The organism is Chitinophaga fulva (assembly GCF_012927205.1).
Lineage (GTDB): Bacteria > Bacteroidota > Bacteroidia > Chitinophagales > Chitinophagaceae > Chitinophaga > Chitinophaga fulva.
Genome location: NZ_JABBGC010000004.1, coordinates 939,915 through 959,367 on the forward strand (window position 1 = coordinate 939,915; position 19,453 = coordinate 959,367).

Sequence of the window (19,453 nt, forward strand, 5' to 3'; positions counted from 1 at the left end):
CAAAATCTATGTTATGAAAGGCGGATACCTGGTGCCCTTATATCTTTTACTAACGATGACCGGCTTTTGCCAGCCGGTAAAGCCGGACACAGCCGCAACATTCACCAATCCGTTGCTGCAAAGCGGTCCCGATCCCTGGGTGATACAGGATGGGGGCGTATACTATTACATGGCGACTACCGGACATAATATCACACTCCGTAAAACAAGGGCCATGTCGGCCTTGGCTGCTGCACCTGCCACCGTGGTATGGACACCGCCGGCCAAAGGGCCGAATGCGCGTGATATATGGGCGCCGGAACTGCATCGCCTCGATGGTAAATGGTATCTCTATTATACCGCCGGTTCGTCAGACAGCATACATCCGCAACATACTTTCGTGCTGGAAAATACAGCAGCAGACCCTACTACCGGCACCTGGGTCAACAAAGGACAAATCCGCGATACTGCCGCTGACCACTTCGCGATCGACGGTACCATATTTTCGTACAAGGGACAACGTTATTTCATCTGGAGCGGGCATAATGGCAAAGACAATGTGCAACGGCTTTACATCGCCCGTATGAAAAATCCGTGGACACTGGCCACCCGTCGCGTGGAAATCGCTGCACCCCGGTATGCATGGGAGAAAAACGGCATCAACGAAGGACCGGAAATACTGCTCAACAGACAACAGGACGTATTCCTCGTATTCTCCGTCAGCGGTTGCTGGACAGACGATTACGCCCTCGGACTGATGCGCCTCAAAAAGAATGCAGACCCGATGGTAGCGGCCAACTGGACCAAAATGCCGGAACCCATTCTCACAGGTAAACCGGAAAACGGCGCTTTCTCCCCGGGACATAACGGCTTCTTTACATCAGTCAACGGTAAAGAGGACTGGATCATCTACCACGCTAATTCCCGCGCGGGACAAGGCTGCGGCGGTCAGCGTAATCCCCGGATGCAACGCCTGACATGGGACCGCAACGGCCTGCCGGTGATCGGTGGACCGGTAAAAATAGGAGAGCCACAACACAAACCCGCAGGAGAATAATCATCATTTGACAATTGACAACGTATGATAAAAAACAACCTTTTAGTACTGGCTTTATCCCTCGGATTAATGTCCACGGCTTATGCGCAACAACAGGAGTGGAAAATTGCAGGTGAAAAAATCACATCTCCCTGGAGCGAAAAAGTAAATCCTGCCGAGGTACTGCCTGAATACCCACGTCCACAGCTGGTGCGTGGCAACTGGAAAAACCTCAACGGATTATGGCAGTATGCTATACGCGAGAAAAATGCTGCCACACCTGCTTCCTGGGATGGAAAGATACTGGTGCCGTTCGCCGTTGAATCAGGATTGTCCGGCGTAGGCCGCACAGTGGGCAAAGACAGCCTGTTGTGGTACCATACCAGCATCACACTGCCAGCTACCATGAAAGGCAAAAAAGTACTGCTGCATTTCGGGGCGGTAGACTGGCGTACAATCGTATACGTTAACGGTAAAGAAGCCGGTAATCATGAAGGCGGCTTCGATCCGTTCTCCTTCGATATCACTCCTTTCCTGAAAAAAGGGGCACAGGAAATTACCATCAGCGTATGGGACCCTACCGACGAAGGCCCGCAGCCAAGAGGCAAACAGGTAGAACAACCTAACGGTATCTGGTATACGCCGGTCACGGGTATCTGGCAAACCGTATGGGTGGAAGGTGTGGCAGACACTTACATCGCCGGTACTACGCAGACACCCGACATCGATCGCGCTGAACTGACCGTGAATGCAGATATCCCTGGCCGTCAACCTGGCGACGAGGTGAAAGTGACCGCCTGGGACGGTAATACACAGGTAGCTGCCGGTAACCTGGAAGCGCAGCCGCTGCAACTGAAGATAACATCGCCTAAATTGTGGTCGCCGGAATCACCTTTCCTGTACGATCTCCGTTTTACCATCACCCGAAAAGGCAAGGTAATCGACGAAGTGAAGAGTTATTTCGCCATGCGTAAATCTTCCATCGGAAAAGATAACAATGGTGTTCAACGCATGTTGCTCAACAACCGCTTTGTGTTCCAGTTTGGTCCGCTGGACCAGGGCTGGTGGCCTGACGGATTATACACGGCGCCTACGGATGAAGCGTTGTTGTATGACATCGCACAAACCAAAGCGATGGGCTTCAACATGATCCGTAAACACATCAAAGTAGAGCCAGCCAGATGGTACTACTACTGCGATAAACTGGGTATGCTGGTATGGCAGGATATGCCCAGCGGCGACCTCGGTAACGGCTGGGAAATGCGTCCCGGTATCATTGACAGGGCTACTGATAAAAAACGCTCTCCTGAATCCGAAGCATACTATCGCAAAGAATGGAATGCTATCATCAATACGCTGTATAACTTCCCATCTATCATCGTATGGACTCCTTTCAACGAAGCATGGGGACAGTTTAAGACGATGGACATTGTGGCATGGACGATGAAGAAAGATCCGTCCCGCCTGGTGAACACTGCCAGTGGTGGCAACTTCTACCCGATAGGGCCCATCATCGACCTGCACAATTATCCTGAGCCGGCTATGCCCGATCCTGCGATATACGGAAACGAACGCGCTATCGTGCTGGGAGAATACGGTGGCCTGGGATTGCCGGTAGAAGGGCATGTATGGCAACAGAAAGATAACTGGGGATACCAGACTTTCAAAAATGCAGACGAAATGTTTAAACGTTATTCCACCTTCACTGACCGGCTGGAAGAGTTAATCAAGCTGGGTTTATCGGCGGCTGTATACACCCAGACCACCGACGTGGAAGTGGAAATCAACGGTCTGATGACCTATGACCGCAGAATACAGAAAGTACCGGCAGAGAAACTGAAAGCAGTTAGTCAGAAACTTTATAATCCAGCCCTGGTAACACTCAAACCCTAATATATGCGCTTCTATTCCACGTTGTTCGCACTCACATCCATTATAGTTGGCTTTACACCGGCGAATGCTCATCATTCGCCGGTTTCTCTTGTTTTTAAAGCACCGGTCTATCAGGAATTACCGTTAGGTACTGTGAAACCCCGTGGCTGGCTGCTGCATCAGTTGCAGATCATGCGCGAGGGCAGCAGCGGCCATCTTGACGAAGTCCACAACAAAATAAAAAACGATAACGGCTGGCTCGGCGGAAAAGGTGATGGTTGGGAAGAGACGCCCTACTGGCTGGATGGCGCGGTACCATTGGCTTACCTGCTGGATGATGCCACGCTGAAACAAAAAGTGCTACGATATATTAACTGGACGCTGGATCACCAGCGTCCATCTGGTTATTTCGGCCCCATCACCAAAGCAGAGCGCGAAAAAAATATAGCCATCACCGTTAATAACCCTGAAGCAGGGGAAGACTGGTGGCCCAAAATGGTGATGCTGAAAGTATTGCAGCAGTACTACACCGCCACTGGTGACAGTCGCGTGATCCCCTTCTTTAAAAAATATTTTCAGTATCAATTGCAGGTACTGAAGAAATGCCCCATCGGTCAATGGACAGAGTGGGCCACTTCCCGTGGCGCTGACAATGCGCTGGTGGTGCAATGGCTGTATCAGCAGAGCAAAGACCCGTCCCTGTTGGAACTGGCGGCACTGATACATCGCCAGAGTTATCCCTGGACCACCTGGCTCGGCAACCGTAACTGGGTGATTGATGCCGCCACCCAACAGGATGACCACCAGTGGATGCATCGCCATGGCGTGAATGTGGCCATGGGACTGAAAGATCCGGTGGTAAACTATCAGCGTACCAGCGACCGGCAATACCTCGATTCGCTGCATACCGGCTTCCGCGACCTCATGACCCTGCATGGCCTGCCGATGGGTATTTTCTCCGCTGATGAAGACCTTCACGGCAACGCCCCTACGCAGGGAACTGAACTGTGCGCCATCGTGGAATCCATGTTCTCCCTGGAAGAAATTATCGGCATCACCGGCGATATCCGCTATATGGACGCCCTTGAACGAATGACCTTCAACGCACTGCCCACCCAAACGACCGACGATTACAACAACAAACAATACTTCCAGATCGCCAACCAGGTACAGGTGAAAAAAGGCGTGTTTAACTTCTCCCTGCCTTTTGAAAAAGGCATGAATAACGTGTATGGCCTGCGCAGCGGTTACACCTGTTGCACGTCCAACATGCACCAGGGCTGGACCAAATTTGCCTCCCACCTGTGGTATGGCACACCTGATCATGGCCTGGCAGCACTGAGTTACAGCCCCAATGAAGTGACTGCCAAAGTGGGCAAACAACAACAGTCCGTCACTATCAGAGAAGAAACCGCCTATCCTTTCGATGGCCAGGTCAGCTTTGTTTTCCAGACTTCCGCTACGGTGGAGTTCCCGCTACAGCTGCGTATCCCGTCCTGGTGCCGAGAGGCAGTGATCACGCTCAACGGGCAGCCGTTGCGCCGTGAAAAAGGCGGACAGGTCATCACGCTGCAACAGGCGTGGAAAAACAACGACCAGCTGATACTGCAACTGCCCATGGAGGTAACGGTATCCGCCTGGGGACGTAATTCCCGCGCTGTGGAAAGGGGACCCCTCGTATATGCGTTGAAGTTAAACGAGCGTTGGGAGAAAGCGGTGGATGAACAGGAAGGAGAATATTTCAGCATATTCCCGGAAGGCCCATGGAACTATGGCCTGCTGGAGAAAGCCGTGAAAGCGCCTGTGCAAAACTTTACCGTTCACCAGGGCAAGCCTGTCTCCAATGATTTCGTCTGGAACCTGGAGCATGCGCCTGTTAGCATTACCACTTCCGCTAAAAGATTACCCGCCTGGCAGCTGGTGGATGATGTGGCCCCGCAGCCTGTCACCACCCGGGAGGGCACTTACAAAGGACAAGCCGCTGCTGAAGAAGAAACGATCACCCTTGTGCCTTACGGATGTACCAAGGTAAGAGTTGTAGCATTTCCCGTAGTCAGATAGGATATAGACACCAGTATTTTTACATGTGATGACAAAACCAAAACTTAACTAACAGCCACCCGTCGGGAAGGCCCGGGGTGGGAAACCAAAATCACCCAAACAACACTCGTTATGAAAACACCATTACCATTTCCGGGCTTCGCCCGGAACCTGCCCCTTATTGCCTTTTGGTTACTGTTGCTGACAGGAGTTCCGGCACTTGCGGCGGATATTACTGTCACCGGTAAAGTCACCGACGAGAAAGGCAGTCCGCTGCCCGGCGTCAGCGTAAGTGTGAAAGGCACCGCTAAAGGCGCCTCCACCAATGACCTCGGCGCGTTTTCCCTCAGTGTGCCCAACGAACAAGCCATACTCGTTTTTAGCTATGTAGGCTATCAGCGAAAAGAATTACCCGTTACCCCCGGTAAATCAATGCTGGTGCAGCTGGAGCCGGATAATAAAGGCCTGGGGGAGGTGATCGTGGTGGGGTATGGTACCCAGCGCAAGGAATCGGTGACTGGCGCGGTATCTGCCATTACGGCCAAAGACATAGAGCGGGTACATGGTTCTACCGTCAGTGCTACGCTGGCAGGTAAAATCCCCGGGGTAAGCTTCCGCATGCCCGACGGCAGGCCCGGTGCTTCTGCCAATATCCAAATCCGTAACATGGGCAACCCGCTGTACGTGATCGACGGGATACAAAAAGATGCCGGTCAGTTTAATAACATCTCCCCCAACGACATTGAAAGCATTACAGTACTCAAAGATGCATCTGCGGCCATCTACGGCGTACGTGCAGCCAACGGGGTAGTGGTGGTGACCACCAAACGCGGCCGCATGGGCAGCGGAAACCTGATTAACGTAGATGGATATACGGGATGGCAAAGCTGGTCACGCTTCCCTAAAACAGTGGGCGCTTACGAATGGATGCTGGGTAAAGCCGATGCGGAAATGAACCGCGAAAACCCTGGTACACAAATCACGCCGGCTGAGCTGGAGAAATGGAAAGCCGGCACCGAGAAAGGTTACCAGAGTTTCGATTGGTACGACTTCATCATCAAAAAGAACGCTCCGCAACGCTCTATCAATGTGAATGCAACCGGAGGGTCTGAGAACATCAACTACTATCTTTCCGTTACCCGGCTTGATCAGAAATCTGTACTGGGCCGCGAGTTCGATTTTAATCGCACCAATATCCAGAGCAATGTGGATGCCCGTATCACCAAACGCCTCAAAGTAGGCGTGCAGATCAATGGCCGCATAGAAGAACGCGACAACCCCGGCGTACCGGGCGGGGATGACTATTGGGCGCCACGTTTCGCCCTGTTCCGTAACCGTCCCACAGAAAGGCCCTACGCCAATGACAATCCCGCTTACCCCAATGATATTGGCCATAATACGGAAAACTGGGCGGTGCAGTCTAAAGCCATCTCCGGCTACTGGACAGAGACCTGGCGTGTATTACAGACCAACTTAAATGCAGAATACAATACCCCCCTTAAAGGACTTACGCTCAAAGGCATGTACTCCTACTATTTCGCCGACCGGCAGATGGACGGCCACGAGTATACCTATGACACTTATACCTTTTATCCGCAAGACAGCACCTATCGTCGCACCGGCGGCAGCTCCAACCCATGGCGGGAAAGAGGTACCCGTAAGATACTGGAACAGGTAACGCAGGGACAGGCGAATTATGCCAATACCTTCGGCAGACATAGCATCGGCGCCACTTTTGTGGCAGAACGGATCGTCCGCCGGGAGCTGGACGTATGGCTGCATGCCGTTCCTAAAAACAATGTGTTGCCCCTGATCCAGTTTGCCGATATGGACACTTATAACGATAACGATGATACGCAGGCGCGGATCGGCTATATCGGTCGCCTCAACTACAGCTATGCAGATAAATATTTCCTGGAAGTTGCCGGCAGAAGCGATGCATCCTGGAAGTTTGCACCAGACAGACGCTGGGGCTTCTTTCCCTCTATATCTGCCGGATGGCGCATTACAGAGGAAGGCTTTTTCCGCAATCTCCTCGGGCGCAACAGCATCCTCACAGACCTGAAGGTCCGCGCTTCCTATGGGGAGCTGGGTGATGATGATATTGGTATCGGCCCTTACGATTATATGTCAGGTTACAAATACAACGTTTCCAAAGTGATCCTCGATGGCCAGGTGGTGGTAGGCTCTGCTGACAAAGGTGTTCCGAATAACCGCCTGTCCTGGTTCGTATCCCGTATCACAGACATCGGTATCGACTACTCGTTGTGGAACGGCAAAGTGACCGGCGCGGTGGATTACTTCTACCGTAAACGTACCGGCTTGCGTGGCCCTAAGTATGATATCCTGGTGCCCAGTGAAATAGGTTATGCTTTGCCTGAAGAAAACGTGAACAGTGACGCACAGGTGGGCGGGGAAATATCTGCCGCATACAACGGAAAAGTAGGTCAGGTGCAGTTTATGGTAGGCGGTAACTTTTCGTACTCCCGTGGCCGTTTCCTGCAGTCCTATAAGCCGCTGTGGGGAAACTCACTGGACCACTACCGGAATTCACAGGAAAACCGCTGGAGCGGTATTTACTGGGGATATGAGGTCGTAGGGCAGTTTAAATCACAGGAGGAAATCAACCACTACCCCGTTAATATCGATGGAAAAGGTAACAAAACAATGTTGCCTGGTGATTTGATTTACAAAGACACCAATGGCGATGGTATTATCAACGATTTAGACATGCGCCCTATTGGTTATCAGACCACCGGCAATCCTACCATCGGTATTGGTTTTAACATTGGTTTGCGCTGGAAAGGCATCGATTTCTCTGCCGACTTTTCCGGAGGCTCTTTGTATTCTTTCTCACAAAACTGGGAGATGCGCTGGCCTTATCAGAACAATGGCAACCTGCTGAAACAATTCTACGAAGACCGCTGGCACCGCGAAGATCCGTTCGATGTGAACAGCAAATGGATATCCGGTAAGTACCCGGCGCTGCGTTTCAACGATGGCGGTCACAGTAACTACAACAAACCATCTACTTTCTGGCTGACCAACGTGCATTATATCCGCCTGCGGACCATGGAGCTGGGATACACGCTGCCACAGCCCTGGCTGGACAGGATTAAGCTGAAGAAAGTCCGCCTGTATGTTAATACCTACAACCTGTTTTCCATTGACAATGTGAAACAGCTGGGCATTGAACCGGAAATAGCCGACGAGAACGGACTGCAGTATCCGCAGAACAAATTTATCAACGTTGGTTTCAATCTCACTTTCTAAAAGCTATTTTATGAGAACATATGGTTTTTATATACTGTTGATGTTGACCCTATTCGGGTGTGCGAAAAGCAATGACGATTTTCTGAACCGGGCGCCCAGCAATATTTTGCTGGATGAGCAGGTGTGGAAAGACGAGGTGCTGGTCTTGTCAGTGATCGCAAATCTGTATGACCGTTATCCGGATTATCAGACCATCGAAAACTGGTCGGAGTTTGCCACTTTTGATGAAGCGTTCGCTTCTGAGTTCGGGCAGTATGGCCGGCACAAGAACCAGCAATATGGTTATGGCGCCTGGGGCTTCTGGGATTATGGTTATATCCGTGAACTGAACCTGTTCATCGAAAAGTGCAGTAAAGCGAACCTGCTGAAACCTGAGACCAGGGACCGTTTCCTGGCAGAGGCCCGTTTCCTGCGTGCCAATGTGTATTTCGAACTGGTGAAACGTATGGGTGGTGTACCGTTGGTGCTGGAACCATTGACATATGATTACAAAGGAGACCCCAGCGCGCTGCAAAGGCCGCGCCAGAAAGAATCGGAGATATATGATTTTGTGATCAAAGAGATGGATGCCGTCATGCCGGCGTTGCCGGATGATGCCAATATTAAGAGCAGGGCCACCAAAGGGCTGGTGCTTGCCACAAAAGCACGCGCCGCCCTGTATGCTGCGTCGATAGCCAAATACGGGGCCACCACGCCGCAGGTATCATTGCCCGGCGGTGAGGTGGGTATTCCTGCTTCCATGGCAGATGGCTATTATAAAACGGCGCTGGCGGCGACCCAGCAATTGATTAACAGCGGTAAGTATGCGCTGTACAATAAAAAGCCGGATAATCTCTCCGAGAATTTCGCTGCGCTGTTTTATGATAAAGGCGGCAATCCTGAAGTTATTTTCGTCAAGGACTTCAAGCTGCAAAGCGGTAAAGTACAGGAATGGACATTGGCCAATCAGCCGCGTTCGCTCGCTGAAGAGCAGCAGGGCGGCCGGCTGAACCCCTCACTGAACCTGGTACAGTCATTTGAAAAACTGGACAACACCTTTGCGCCGTATGCCACCAATGCAGCTGGCGGCGATTATATCTACTACGATAAACCGGAAGATATGTTTGCCGGTCGTGATGCACGTTTGGCCGGTACCGTTATACTTCCCGGTACAGAGTTCAAAAGCAAAAAAGTAGATATCTGGGCCGGGTATATCCTGAAAGACGGCAGCATTGTGACCGCCAATAACTTCGGCGGACAAGCCGTAGTAGGCGGCAATCGTATACAGGTAGTGGGTTTCGACGGACCGATCGACAACCTGGAGTTCAGCGCCCAGACAGGCTTCTATGTGCGTAAGTACCAGGACCCTGCTGTTGGCTCCGGTCGTATTGGTACCAAGAGTGAAGTGTGGTGGGTGCGTTACCGTTATGCAGAAGTGCTGCTCAATGCGGCAGAAGCAGCTTTTGAACTGGGCGATAAAAGCACTGCGGCAGGTTATCTCAACCAGGTGCGGGCGCGCGCCGGTCTTACGGTTCCGCTTACGCCTGCTGAGATTACCTTCGATCGTATTGTTCATGAAAGGAAAGTGGAACTGGCATTTGAAGGGCACCAGCTCTGGGACATGAAACGCTGGCGTCTCGCCCATGTGATATGGGATGGCCTGTCCACCGATTTGACCACTCACCCGGAAAACGCCCGGTCCACCAGTACCCGCGTCTTTGGACTGTTGCCTTACCGCATCTACAATCCTGGTTCACCGCAGGACGGCAAATGGGTGTTCAAAAAAGTGCTTCCCAGCAATGTGACCAGTGCGCACCAGTTCAGGCTGGGCAACTATTATTCTTTCATTGGGGATGATATCCGGAACAACAATCCGTTGGTGATCAAAAATCCTAACCAGTAAAATCCACTCACATGAGAAACAGTTTATTTATCATCATAATTGTATTACTGGCGGCTTCCTGTAAAAAGGACAACTATGCTGCGCCCGGCACCAGCTTCAAAGGCCGTATCATCTGCCAGGGAGAAGCGGTGAATGTAAGCCAGGGAGAGGTTTTTTTTGAACTGTGGGAATCCGGCTGGGGAAAACGTACGCCCGTCAACGTTGCCATAGCGCAGGATGGCTCATTTTCGTCGCTGCTGTTTGATGGCAACTATCAGCTGGTGCTGCCCAAAGGCCAGGGGCCTTATCTTACGCTGCCGGATGCCGCCAGCCATACCGATACTATGTTGTTGCAGCTGAAAGGCGACCGTACCATGGATATAGCAGTATTGCCCTATTACATGATCCGGAACGCCAAAGCCAGCGCCAACGGCCGCCAGGTGACAACTAACTGTAAACTGGACAAAATCATCACTGACACCCGTGCTAAAAACGTAGAGCGTATTACGTTATACGTTAATAGAACACAATTTGTGGACGGTATCAATAACATCGCCACGCAAAGCATCAATGGTGGCGATATCCAGGACCCGGGCAACATTACGCTGCAGGTAAATGTGCCGGCTGTCAATCCGGCCCAGTCTTCGGTGTTTGTTCGGGTTGGGGTGAAAATAGAAGGTGTGGAGGATATGATCTTCTCGCCGGTCATCGAACAAAAATTATAATGAACAGGGAACGAGGATCGATCAACAAAAGAAAAACCGGGAAAAATTTTCCCGGTTTTCTTTTTATGGAAAATGTTGTCAGGGGTTATTTACCGGATACTGCTTTAGCAGCTTCGATGATGACGTTGGCTACTTTCTGTGGTTGTGAGATATATACAGCGTGGCTGCCTTTTATCTCAGTGACTTTGGTGTTGGAGCGTTTGTACATATTCCGTTGGATGTCGGGATTGATGCTTTTATCTTCTGTGGCTATGATACCGAAGGTGGGCTTGTGTCTCCAGGCGGCATCGGTAACCGGGGAAACGAAACATTTACCATAAAATGCGCCCTGTGATGCATACATGAATGCGGCTTCTTCCTTGCTTACATCGGCGCAGAAGCCTGCGTGGAATTTCGCTTTGTCGTAGTAAACGATACCCTTGGCATCTGCAGGCAATACGCCGTTTTCAGGAGCAGGAGGCGCGGTCTGGAACCATTTGAGGGCTGTTTCATTGTTGTCGGGCTGGAAAGCGGCAATGTATACCAGTCCGGCTACCTTGGGGTGAGTCCCCGCTTCTGTGATAACGACGCCTCCCCATGAGTGGCCGGCGAGAATAGCCGGTCCGTCCTGCGCATCCAGCGCCAGTTTGGTGGCGGTTACATCATCTTCAAGGGAGGTCAGCGGATTTTGTACAACTGTAACATGGTAACCCTGTTTGGTCAATGCTTCATATACACCTTTGTAACCGGAGCCGTCCGCAAATGCGCCGTGTACCAGTACCACATTTTTTATGGTCTGTGCGCTGGCGGCGGTAAAAGTGAAAAGGGCGAGGGTGAGGGCCAGGATAGTACCTTTCAGGGTGTTGAGGAGTGATTGCTTTTTCATATTTATAGTGTTGAAGTGTTTGTTTGAATCAACGATACAAAGATGCGATGAAAAGCAGGCCTGCCTGATGAGCACATTACCCGGTCTGTTGTAATTATTTCCCTTTTTCGGAAATCCCTTTGCTTCTGAAGTCAGAAGGCGATGTGCCGGCGTTCTTCTTAAAGAAATTGGAGAAATACGCTACATCTTCAAATCCCAGTTCAAAAGTGATGTGTTTTACGGATTTGTCTGTGTAAGCCAGCAGCCTCCTGGCTTCTACTACAATTCTGTCCTGAATGATCTGTGATGGGGTTTTCTGGTTATATAACGCAAATAGGTTCGATAGTGTTTTGGGGGACTTACATAATAGTCCGGCATAAAAACTAACGGAGTGTTCTGTTTTAAAGTTGGCTTCTACCAGCAAGTTGAATTTCCGGATAATATGGAACCGCTCGTCTGGTAACTTTTTAGAAGGCACATATCCGGATTTGGCGAGGCTGGTCACATAGATGATGAGGCGTTTTAAGAGCACCAGCAACATTTCGTTCTGGATATGGTCTGAGGTTTTAAACTCTTCTATAAATACATCAGACAATAATTGCAGCTTTTGTTGCGCATGATCACTCAGCTTTACGATGAGGTGGTCTGTGCTGCTGAACAGGAATCCCACGCAGCTTACTTCACTGTCGTGGTCGATGATGCAATAGAATTCCCGGTTGAACTGCCATGCTACGATGTTTTCAGCATGTTCAAAACTGAAGGACTGGTTGAATAGCAGTGTTAGCAAGGTATTGGGCGGAAATTCATATTCCATTTCGTCGATGGTGACGGTCTGGCTTTTCCCCGGGTTCCAGGCGATGGTGAAGTATTTATTGAACCGGTCTTTGGTGTATACCTGTCTGTCGAAACCTGCTTCGTCTTTAAAAAGCAGCAGTTCCCCGCCGGTATTGTCTTCCTTTAGTTTGAGCTTCATCTGGGATATTTAGCGATAAAATTACACATATCGACTGTATCAATAATATACACATAATTTTTATTATCCGGTGATTATTAATCTAGATTAAGGTTGATTCTTAAGATAGGTTATTGGGTGTTGGGTATTAGGTGAACGATTTTTGTGGTGCAATAATGGTTGTTTCCTGCTTTTCAAAACATATCAATTCACTAAACTTCAAAACCTAAAGACATGAACAAGATTACAGTAAAAGACGGCACTGAGATTTATTACAAAGATTGGGGAACAGGTCAACCGCTGGTGTTCCATCATGGATGGCCATTATCCAGCGATGACTGGGATGCGCAGATGATTTTTTTCCTGAACCAGGGTTTCAGGGTGATCGCTTTTGACCGCAGAGGACATGGAAGGTCCAGCCAGACGGCCATTGGGCATGATATGGACACCTATGCAGCTGACGTAGCAGAGCTGGTTAAAGCGCTGGACTTGAAAAATGCAGTGCATATTGGTCACTCTACAGGTGGTGGAGAAGTGATCCGTTATGTGGCTAAATATGGACAGGGCCGTGTGGCCAAAGCCGTGCTGGTGAGCGCTGTAACTCCTATCATGGTGAAGAATGAAAACAACCCTGATGGTGTTCCAATGTCTGTATTCGATGAAATACGCGTTAATACCGCTACCAACAGGCAACAGTATTTCCAGGACTTTACCATTCCTTTCTATGGTTACAACCGCGAAGGCGCTAAAAAGTCCCAGGGTATCATGGACAACTGGTGGCGTCAGGGAATGATGGGTGCCATCAAGGCGCATTATGATTGTATCAAGGCGTTTTCAGAAACAGATTTTACCGAAGACCTGAAAAGTGTGGATGTGCCGGTGCTCGTGATGCATGGTGAAGATGACCAGATTGTTCCGATTGCGACCACCGGTGTAAAAGCCGCCCAGCTTCTGAAGAACGGCAAACTGATTTCTTACCCCGGTTTCCCGCATGGTATGCCCACCACAGAGGCTGCTACCATCAATGCAGACCTGTTGGCCTTTATCAGAGGATAGAGAAAAACAACCATCTGTCAGAACCAATGGCAATGGCCCGGAGCAATCCGGGCCATTTTGTTTTACCGGAGATGATCATCGAATTCTTAATCTATGTTAATCCGTTTTCTTAACCTGGTTCATAGGCCGGCCTTCCGGTATGACGGAACTTTGTATTATAAACATAAAGGCAATGGCACAGTACATTTTTCATAAAGCAGACAGTAGGGGGCATGACCATCATGATTGGCTGGATAGCCGGAAAACATTCAGTTTCGGCGACTATTACAATCCCAGGAGAATGGGTTTTGGCGCCCTGCGGGTGCTGAATGATGATACCCTGCCGGCTGGTAAGGGATTTGGCCTTCACCCGCATGATAATATGGAGATTATCAGTATTCCCCTGAAAGGAAGCCTTAAACATGAGGATTCAGCGGGTAATAAGGCAATAGCAGCCACAGGTACTATCCAGGTGATGCACGCCGGCAGCGGCCTGTTTCACAGCGAATACAACAACAGCGAGGATGAGGAGGCTGCGTTCCTGCAAATCTGGGTATATCCCGAAACGCTGAACACGCCGCCGCGATATACACTGGGGACACTGCAACAAGATGCCACCAGGAACCGGTTGCATGCATTTATAGCACCGGACAATGCAGATGGAACTTATGTTCGCAAAGACGTGTGGTTCAGTACCGGTCATTTTGATCATGGTACTTCCTTTACCTATCCGGTTCACCAGCAGGGAAACGGCGTGTATGCCTTTGTGATAGATGGCCGCTTCTCCGTGGATGGGAAAGAGCTGTCGGCAAGAGATGGGCTGGGCATCTCGGAGACTGCCGCCATTGAGGTGAAAGCGCTGAGCGATGACGCCCGTTTATTACTTATGGAAGTACCTATGAATATTCACCAGTAATAACCAGCACCATGGACCATAACATACCATTAAAACTGCTCGCCATAGGATATGATCCTGCCATCATGCAGGTGGTAGAGCGGCTGCTGAACAGTCATGCGGGATGGGAAGGCGTTATTGCCCTCACCGGCGCGGAAGGGCTGGAGAAAATAAGTACCGGAAACTACGATGCAATATTGCTCTGCGTAGGTGTGAGCGTTGCGGATGAAGGAACATTCCGGGAAGCAGTCAACACACATCATTCATCCACTATCGTTATCAGACATTACGGAGGTGGCAGCGGACTGCTCGAAAATGAGCTGCGCGCTGCACTCGATCACAATAAATAAATCAAACACTATGGAAAATAAAATACTGGGACTTCACCATATTACCGCTATCGCGGCTGATGCCCAACGCAACTATGATTTTTATACGAAAGTACTCGGACTGAGAATGGTCAAAAAGACCGTGAACTTTGACGATCCGGGCACGTATCACTTCTACTATGGCGATGAACATGGCACTCCCGGTACCATCCTGACCTTCTTCCCATGGGAAAATATTATGCCCGGCCGCACCGGTACAGGCATGGCAACAGAAATTACCTATGCAGTGCCCGAAGGCAGCCTGGAAGTATGGAAAGAGCGCTTGTCACGCTTTAATGTTGCCTTCTCCGAAATAAAAGAGCACTTCGGTGAACCCTATCTTGCTTTCACAGATCCTGATGGGCTTCAGCTCAACCTGGTAGTGCCTAAAACACCTGATACAAGGACTCCCTGGCAGACAGACGAGGTGAAGGCAGATATCGCCACCAGGGGTTTTCACAGTACTACTTTATCACTGAAAGAAATAGATGCCACCGCCGGTGTACTGACAGACATATTTGGTTATCGCCTGCTTGCGCAGGAAGGCAACCGTTACCGCTTCATGACAGATGCTGTGGCCAATGCAGGTATCATTGATCTGCTGGCGCTGCCAGACGGACAGCGGGGACATACCGGTGCGGGCACCAATCACCACGTGGCCTTCCGGGTGGCTAATGATGCTATCCAGATGGAATACCGGGAAAAGATATTGAGCAAAGGATTAGAGATCACCCCTAAAATCGACAGGGATTATTTCTTCTCTCTTTACTTCAGAGAACCGGGTGGCGTACTATTCGAAATCGCAACTGATAATCCCGGCTTTACGGTGGATGAACCACTCGACAAATTAGGCAGCAGTCTTAAGCTCCCCAAACAATACGAACCTGCCAGAAAGGATATTGAAAAGATATTACCGGTGTTAAAATAATGGTCACATGCACAAAGAAAATATTATCACGGCCGGAAAGCCGGTAGCAGCGGCATCGAAGGCATTGATCATGGTACATGGCAGAGGAGCAACTGCGGAAGATATCCTGTCACTGGCGAAGTGGTTTCCTGTCGGTGATTATGCGTTGCTGGCGCCTCAGGCTACCAATTACACCTGGTATCCACAGTCGTTCCTGGCGCCGCCGGCGCAGAATGAACCATGGCTTTCTTCGGCGCTGGACTTATTGAAGAAGATGACAGACGATTTGCAGCAGCAAGGCATTGCGCGGGAACATATTTATTTCCTGGGCTTTTCCCAGGGGGCTTGCCTGACGCTGGAATTCCTTGCCAGAAATGCCGCAAAATACGGAGGTGCCGTTGCTTTCACCGGTGGATTGATCGGTGATAAAATCTATCCGGAAAATTATAGCGGAACGTTTGATGGCATGCCTGTTTTCATTGGTAGTTCCAACCCCGATTTCCATGTACCCGTTGCGCGGGTACATGAATCTACTACCATCTTACAAAAGATGGGAGCGGGTGTAACGGAGAAGATATACGACAATATGGGACATACCATTATCGAAGATGAGATCAGGCTGGCCAACGAACTGGTATTTAGCTAAGGGCTATTTCTTTTTCTGTATGGTGCTTCTCACTTTGCTTAAAAACTCGGGCGATACTCCCAGGTAACGGGCTATCTGGTTCTGCGGTACGCGCTGTACCACCTGGGGGTATTTTTCGATGAAAGCCAGATACCGCTGCTCGGCAGTTTGTGATACGAGGCTGTGAAAACGCCGCTGCAGCGCAAAGAGAGAACGTTGTATCAGCAACCGGAACAAGGTCTCGAACTTGGGTATTTTCTCATACAGTGCTGCTTTGCTTTTACGATCAATGATCAGCAACTCACAATCTTCCAGTGATTCGATGAACATATTGGAGGGTGTCTGCTCTGTAAAACTGTAGGTGTCACTTACCCACCAGTCTTCTATGGCAAAGGAAAGTATGGTTTCTGTACCGTCATCACTCAGGTAATAGGTACGGATACAACCTTTGACAATATATGCTTCAAAGTCGCAAATTTCACCTTCCTGCAACAGGTAAGTGCGTTTCCTTACCCGCCTGAATTTGAGCAGGGAATGAAATAACTGCCGCTCTTCCGGCGTCAGAGTGATGATACGGTTCACGAATTGGTCAATCTGTTCGAACATAGTCTATTAAAGATAGGATATTAGATGTTGTGCCGCTTCCTGTTTTTCGCTAAGGAAGTAACCCGTACAGCCAAACCATGTACCGGGTTGTATGTTGTTGATTATCAGTGTTTAATTTATTTTTGGGGTAAATTCGGATTTACGATATATCGTAAATTTATAAGCGCTTTTGTATTATTGTATGATGAACACAGACATTTCCGGTAAAAACGATGAATTTGAAACACTGCTTTGTTTTTCGAAAGCAATAGCTGCTGCCCGGCACCGCCCTGACCTGTGGGAGATCGTAAACGAACAGTTGCTGGAAAATATCGGCGCCAGTTATTACACGCTTTGCCTGATCAATGAAGATGCCCGCACACATTCTCCCTTCCTCTATAGCCCGGAAAAGAAAATAAAAACCGTTACGGGAGAAAGCCCGGTGGTCCACCTGCAACATCCTATCAACGACGGCATATTTAACAAGGCTATTGAAACGGAAGAACCAGTGGTATTCGATATGCGCAGCCTGATACGCCTGCGGGATATTCCTGCCTATGTCATACACTGGTATAACTCCGGGGTGAAAGAGATGATGCTGGTCAGGGTATGCAACGGAAAAGAGCCTAAAGGGGTGTTGTATCTCTATGCGATGAAGACAGGCGTTTTTTCAAAGCGCCGGTTCAGTTTTTTCAAAAGCATCGCAGATCAGTTGGGAACAGGAGTGTCCAATATTCTCGCTAATGAAAAAATAGAATGGCAGCTGGAGGAAATCCGGAAATATAAAACACAGCTGGAGCAGGAGAACAGTTATCTGAAGGAAGAACGGAAAAAAGAAAAACACCTGACAGGAAAGACCGTTGGCGGTTCTGTCGCCATTCGGAAAGTGTACGATCTCGTTTCAAAAGTGGCATCATCTGATGCTACGGTATTAATCCTGGGAGAAACGGGAACCGGAAAGGAACTGATTGCGCACCAGGTGCATGACACCTCCCCACGGAGGGATAAGCTCATGATCAAAGTGAATTGCGCGGCTATCCCGGCCAATCTCCTGGAGAGTGAGTTGTTTGGCCACGAGAAGGGCAGTTTCACCGGGGCACTGGAGAAAAGGATTGGTAAGTTTGAACTGGCCAATAACAGCACGTTGTTTCTGGATGAAATAGGAGAGCTACCTCCGGAGATGCAGGCAAAATTATTGAGAGCTTTACAGGAAAAAGAAATCGAACGGATCGGCGGAAAATCGGTGATGAAAGTCAACGTACGCATCATTGCGGCGACCAACAAAAATCTGGAAGCAGAAATTGTTGCCGGCCGTTTCCGCAGCGACCTGTACTATCGCCTGTGCGTGTTTCCTATTACACTGCCACCATTGAGAGAACGAAAGGAAGACATACCGGAACTGGTTTCTTTTTTTATCGAAAAATATGCTGTTAGCAGTGGCAGAAAGGTAGACGGCATTGCGCCTAAAGCACTGGAGAAATTGAAGGCGTATGCATGGCCGGGCAATATCCGTGAACTGGAACATTTGATTGAAAGAACGGTGCTGCTTACCACTACTAATATCATCACGGACGTTAGCCTGCCGGTCAGCAATAAAATGTTATTTGCCCGCCAGGATACTGGAATACAGGTGCGTTCACTGGCAGACGTGGAACGGGAGCACATCCTGAAAATGGTGAAGTTGTCAAAAGGCAGGATATCCGGCCCTCAGGGCGCGGCCGCCAAGTTGCAGTTGCCTTCTACCACACTGATGTCAAAAATGCAGAAACTGGGTATCAGGAAGGAACATTTTATTGATACCGGAAAAGAGCCGGATTAAATCTTGTTCGTAGTTTTTCCGGTAGATAAATCAAGTCTGCCGGAAGTAAAAGCCCAATAGGTCCAGAGTAAGGCGCATAGTATCAATGCCCCACCGGGCCAGTAAAAAGAAAGGAGGAATGCCGACAGGTGTACCGGGATGCCATATTGATAGTTTCTCCTGATTTTTCCGATGGCCGCATTGCTGATCTCCGGCCGCAGCAGCTCCCTATTCCGGCTGGCAATGCTCCACAATAAATTAAAAGCGAGGTTGATCAACACAAATAGCCCGGTATACACCGCCACGGCCACTGACAGGGAAGGAGTACCGTAGTATCTGGCCAGCAAAGCAGTGGGGTAGGAGATACAGGTGGCTAAAAAGAGAATCAGTCCGTTGGCAAACATCAGCGTGCTGTTACGCCGGTAGATCTGTTTGAACATCTTGTGATGGTTGACCCACATAATGAAGATGCTGAAAAAAGACAGGCTGAAAGCCAGAAAGGACGGCCATTGTGCCAGGAGGCTGTTGGCCAGTGCCTGCCGGTTGTTGTTACTTTCGGCATCGGGTATACGTAGTTCCAGTACCAGCAGGGTGATGGCGATCGCAAACACCCCATCGCTGAATCCTTCTATTCTTGCCGTTTCTTTTTCCATCGGAC

At 49.6% G+C, this 19,453-nt stretch carries 16 protein-coding genes; 12 read left to right on the top strand and 4 right to left on the bottom strand.

Going from position 1 to position 19,453, the window contains the following annotated elements; translation table 11 throughout:
- Positions 1-13: 13 nt before the first annotated feature.
- The 6 genes from HHL17_RS32275 (at position 14) to HHL17_RS32300 (ending at position 10,786) form a co-directional block, all read left to right on the top strand.
- Entirely contained in the window at positions 14-1,036 is a 1,023-nt protein-coding gene (locus HHL17_RS32275; protein ID WP_206156241.1) for a glycoside hydrolase family 43 protein, read from the top strand.
- 24 nt (positions 1,037-1,060) lie between these two features.
- Positions 1,061-2,908 carry a glycoside hydrolase family 2 protein gene (locus tag HHL17_RS32280; protein ID WP_169228915.1) on the top strand — a complete coding sequence of 616 codons (1,848 nt, stop codon included), beginning with the start codon at positions 1,061-1,063 and terminating at the stop codon, positions 2,906-2,908.
- A 3-nt stretch (positions 2,909-2,911) separates the two neighbouring features.
- A complete protein-coding gene (locus tag HHL17_RS32285; RefSeq protein WP_169228916.1) occupies positions 2,912-4,948 on the top strand; it encodes a beta-L-arabinofuranosidase domain-containing protein in 2,037 nt (678 codons plus the stop codon).
- A 111-nt stretch (positions 4,949-5,059) separates the two neighbouring features.
- Positions 5,060-8,200, top strand: coding sequence for a SusC/RagA family TonB-linked outer membrane protein (locus HHL17_RS32290; protein WP_169228917.1), 3,141 nt, complete (start codon positions 5,060-5,062; stop codon positions 8,198-8,200).
- 10 nt (positions 8,201-8,210) lie between these two features.
- Entirely contained in the window at positions 8,211-10,082 is a 1,872-nt protein-coding gene (locus HHL17_RS32295) for a RagB/SusD family nutrient uptake outer membrane protein (RefSeq protein ID WP_169228918.1), read from the top strand.
- Between the two features lie 11 nt (positions 10,083-10,093).
- A complete protein-coding gene (locus HHL17_RS32300) occupies positions 10,094-10,786 on the top strand; it encodes a DUF3823 domain-containing protein (protein WP_169228919.1) in 693 nt (230 codons plus the stop codon).
- Between the two features lie 85 nt (positions 10,787-10,871).
- Here HHL17_RS32300 and HHL17_RS32305 read toward each other — a convergent pair whose 3' ends face one another.
- Positions 10,872-11,651 carry an alpha/beta hydrolase gene (locus HHL17_RS32305; protein ID WP_169228920.1) on the bottom strand — a complete coding sequence of 260 codons (780 nt, stop codon included), beginning with the start codon at positions 11,649-11,651 and terminating at the stop codon, positions 10,872-10,874.
- A 94-nt stretch (positions 11,652-11,745) separates the two neighbouring features.
- On the bottom strand, positions 11,746-12,603 hold the full coding sequence (locus HHL17_RS32310; protein ID WP_169228921.1) for a helix-turn-helix domain-containing protein: 858 nt from the start codon (positions 12,601-12,603) through the stop codon (positions 11,746-11,748).
- A gap of 213 nt (positions 12,604-12,816) precedes the next feature.
- Between HHL17_RS32310 and HHL17_RS32315 the strand changes: the two genes are divergently transcribed.
- The 5 genes from HHL17_RS32315 to HHL17_RS32335 all read left to right on the top strand — a co-directional run bounded on the left by HHL17_RS32315 (position 12,817) and on the right by HHL17_RS32335 (position 16,433).
- Positions 12,817-13,638 carry an alpha/beta fold hydrolase gene (locus HHL17_RS32315; protein ID WP_169228922.1) on the top strand — a complete coding sequence of 274 codons (822 nt, stop codon included), beginning with the start codon at positions 12,817-12,819 and terminating at the stop codon, positions 13,636-13,638.
- Between the two features lie 172 nt (positions 13,639-13,810).
- The gene (locus HHL17_RS32320) at positions 13,811-14,533 is read left to right on the top strand and encodes a pirin family protein (protein ID WP_169228923.1); all 723 of its coding nucleotides are present in this window, start codon (positions 13,811-13,813) and stop codon (positions 14,531-14,533) included.
- Between the two features lie 11 nt (positions 14,534-14,544).
- Complete coding sequence (locus HHL17_RS32325) at positions 14,545-14,862, top strand: response regulator (protein WP_169228924.1); 318 nt, start codon at positions 14,545-14,547, stop codon at positions 14,860-14,862.
- A 10-nt stretch (positions 14,863-14,872) separates the two neighbouring features.
- Complete coding sequence (locus HHL17_RS32330) at positions 14,873-15,808, top strand: ring-cleaving dioxygenase (protein WP_169228925.1); 936 nt, start codon at positions 14,873-14,875, stop codon at positions 15,806-15,808.
- Between the two features lie 7 nt (positions 15,809-15,815).
- Complete coding sequence (locus HHL17_RS32335; RefSeq protein ID WP_169228926.1) at positions 15,816-16,433, top strand: alpha/beta hydrolase; 618 nt, start codon at positions 15,816-15,818, stop codon at positions 16,431-16,433.
- Between the two features lie 3 nt (positions 16,434-16,436).
- Here HHL17_RS32335 and HHL17_RS32340 read toward each other — a convergent pair whose 3' ends face one another.
- Positions 16,437-17,018, bottom strand: coding sequence for a Crp/Fnr family transcriptional regulator (locus tag HHL17_RS32340; protein WP_169228927.1), 582 nt, complete (start codon positions 17,016-17,018; stop codon positions 16,437-16,439).
- Between the two features lie 181 nt (positions 17,019-17,199).
- Between HHL17_RS32340 and HHL17_RS32345 the strand changes: the two genes are divergently transcribed.
- Positions 17,200-18,816: a sigma-54-dependent Fis family transcriptional regulator gene (locus HHL17_RS32345; protein WP_169228928.1), complete on the top strand. Its 1,617-nt coding sequence runs from the start codon at positions 17,200-17,202 to the stop codon at positions 18,814-18,816.
- Here HHL17_RS32345 and HHL17_RS32350 read toward each other — a convergent pair.
- Complete coding sequence (locus tag HHL17_RS32350) at positions 18,813-19,448, bottom strand: TMEM175 family protein (RefSeq protein WP_169228929.1); 636 nt, start codon at positions 19,446-19,448, stop codon at positions 18,813-18,815. The genes HHL17_RS32345 and HHL17_RS32350 overlap by 4 nt on opposite strands.
- Positions 19,449-19,453 lie beyond the last annotated feature (5 nt).

Excerpts from the sequence above, each read along its gene's own strand:
- HHL17_RS32305 (WP_169228920.1), bottom strand. The coding sequence starts at position 11,651 with ATGAAAAAGCAATCACTCCTCAACACCCTGAAAGGTACTATCCTGGCC.
- HHL17_RS32280 (WP_169228915.1), top strand. The coding sequence starts at position 1,061 with ATGATAAAAAACAACCTTTTAGTACTGGCTTTATCCCTCGGATTAATG.
- HHL17_RS32285 (WP_169228916.1), top strand. The coding sequence starts at position 2,912 with ATGCGCTTCTATTCCACGTTGTTCGCACTCACATCCATTATAGTTGGC.
- HHL17_RS32295 (WP_169228918.1), top strand. The coding sequence starts at position 8,211 with ATGAGAACATATGGTTTTTATATACTGTTGATGTTGACCCTATTCGGG.
- HHL17_RS32330 (WP_169228925.1), top strand. The coding sequence starts at position 14,873 with ATGGAAAATAAAATACTGGGACTTCACCATATTACCGCTATCGCGGCT.
- HHL17_RS32335 (WP_169228926.1), top strand. The coding sequence starts at position 15,816 with ATGCACAAAGAAAATATTATCACGGCCGGAAAGCCGGTAGCAGCGGCA.
- HHL17_RS32325 (WP_169228924.1), top strand. The coding sequence starts at position 14,545 with ATGGACCATAACATACCATTAAAACTGCTCGCCATAGGATATGATCCT.
- HHL17_RS32275 (WP_206156241.1), top strand. The coding sequence starts at position 14 with ATGAAAGGCGGATACCTGGTGCCCTTATATCTTTTACTAACGATGACC.
- HHL17_RS32320 (WP_169228923.1), top strand. The coding sequence starts at position 13,811 with ATGGCACAGTACATTTTTCATAAAGCAGACAGTAGGGGGCATGACCAT.
- HHL17_RS32345 (WP_169228928.1), top strand. The coding sequence starts at position 17,200 with ATGATGAACACAGACATTTCCGGTAAAAACGATGAATTTGAAACACTG.
- HHL17_RS32315 (WP_169228922.1), top strand. The coding sequence starts at position 12,817 with ATGAACAAGATTACAGTAAAAGACGGCACTGAGATTTATTACAAAGAT.
- HHL17_RS32340 (WP_169228927.1), bottom strand. The coding sequence starts at position 17,018 with ATGTTCGAACAGATTGACCAATTCGTGAACCGTATCATCACTCTGACG.
- HHL17_RS32290 (WP_169228917.1), top strand. The coding sequence starts at position 5,060 with ATGAAAACACCATTACCATTTCCGGGCTTCGCCCGGAACCTGCCCCTT.
- HHL17_RS32300 (WP_169228919.1), top strand. The coding sequence starts at position 10,094 with ATGAGAAACAGTTTATTTATCATCATAATTGTATTACTGGCGGCTTCC.
- HHL17_RS32310 (WP_169228921.1), bottom strand. The coding sequence starts at position 12,603 with ATGAAGCTCAAACTAAAGGAAGACAATACCGGCGGGGAACTGCTGCTT.
- HHL17_RS32350 (WP_169228929.1), bottom strand. The coding sequence starts at position 19,448 with ATGGAAAAAGAAACGGCAAGAATAGAAGGATTCAGCGATGGGGTGTTT.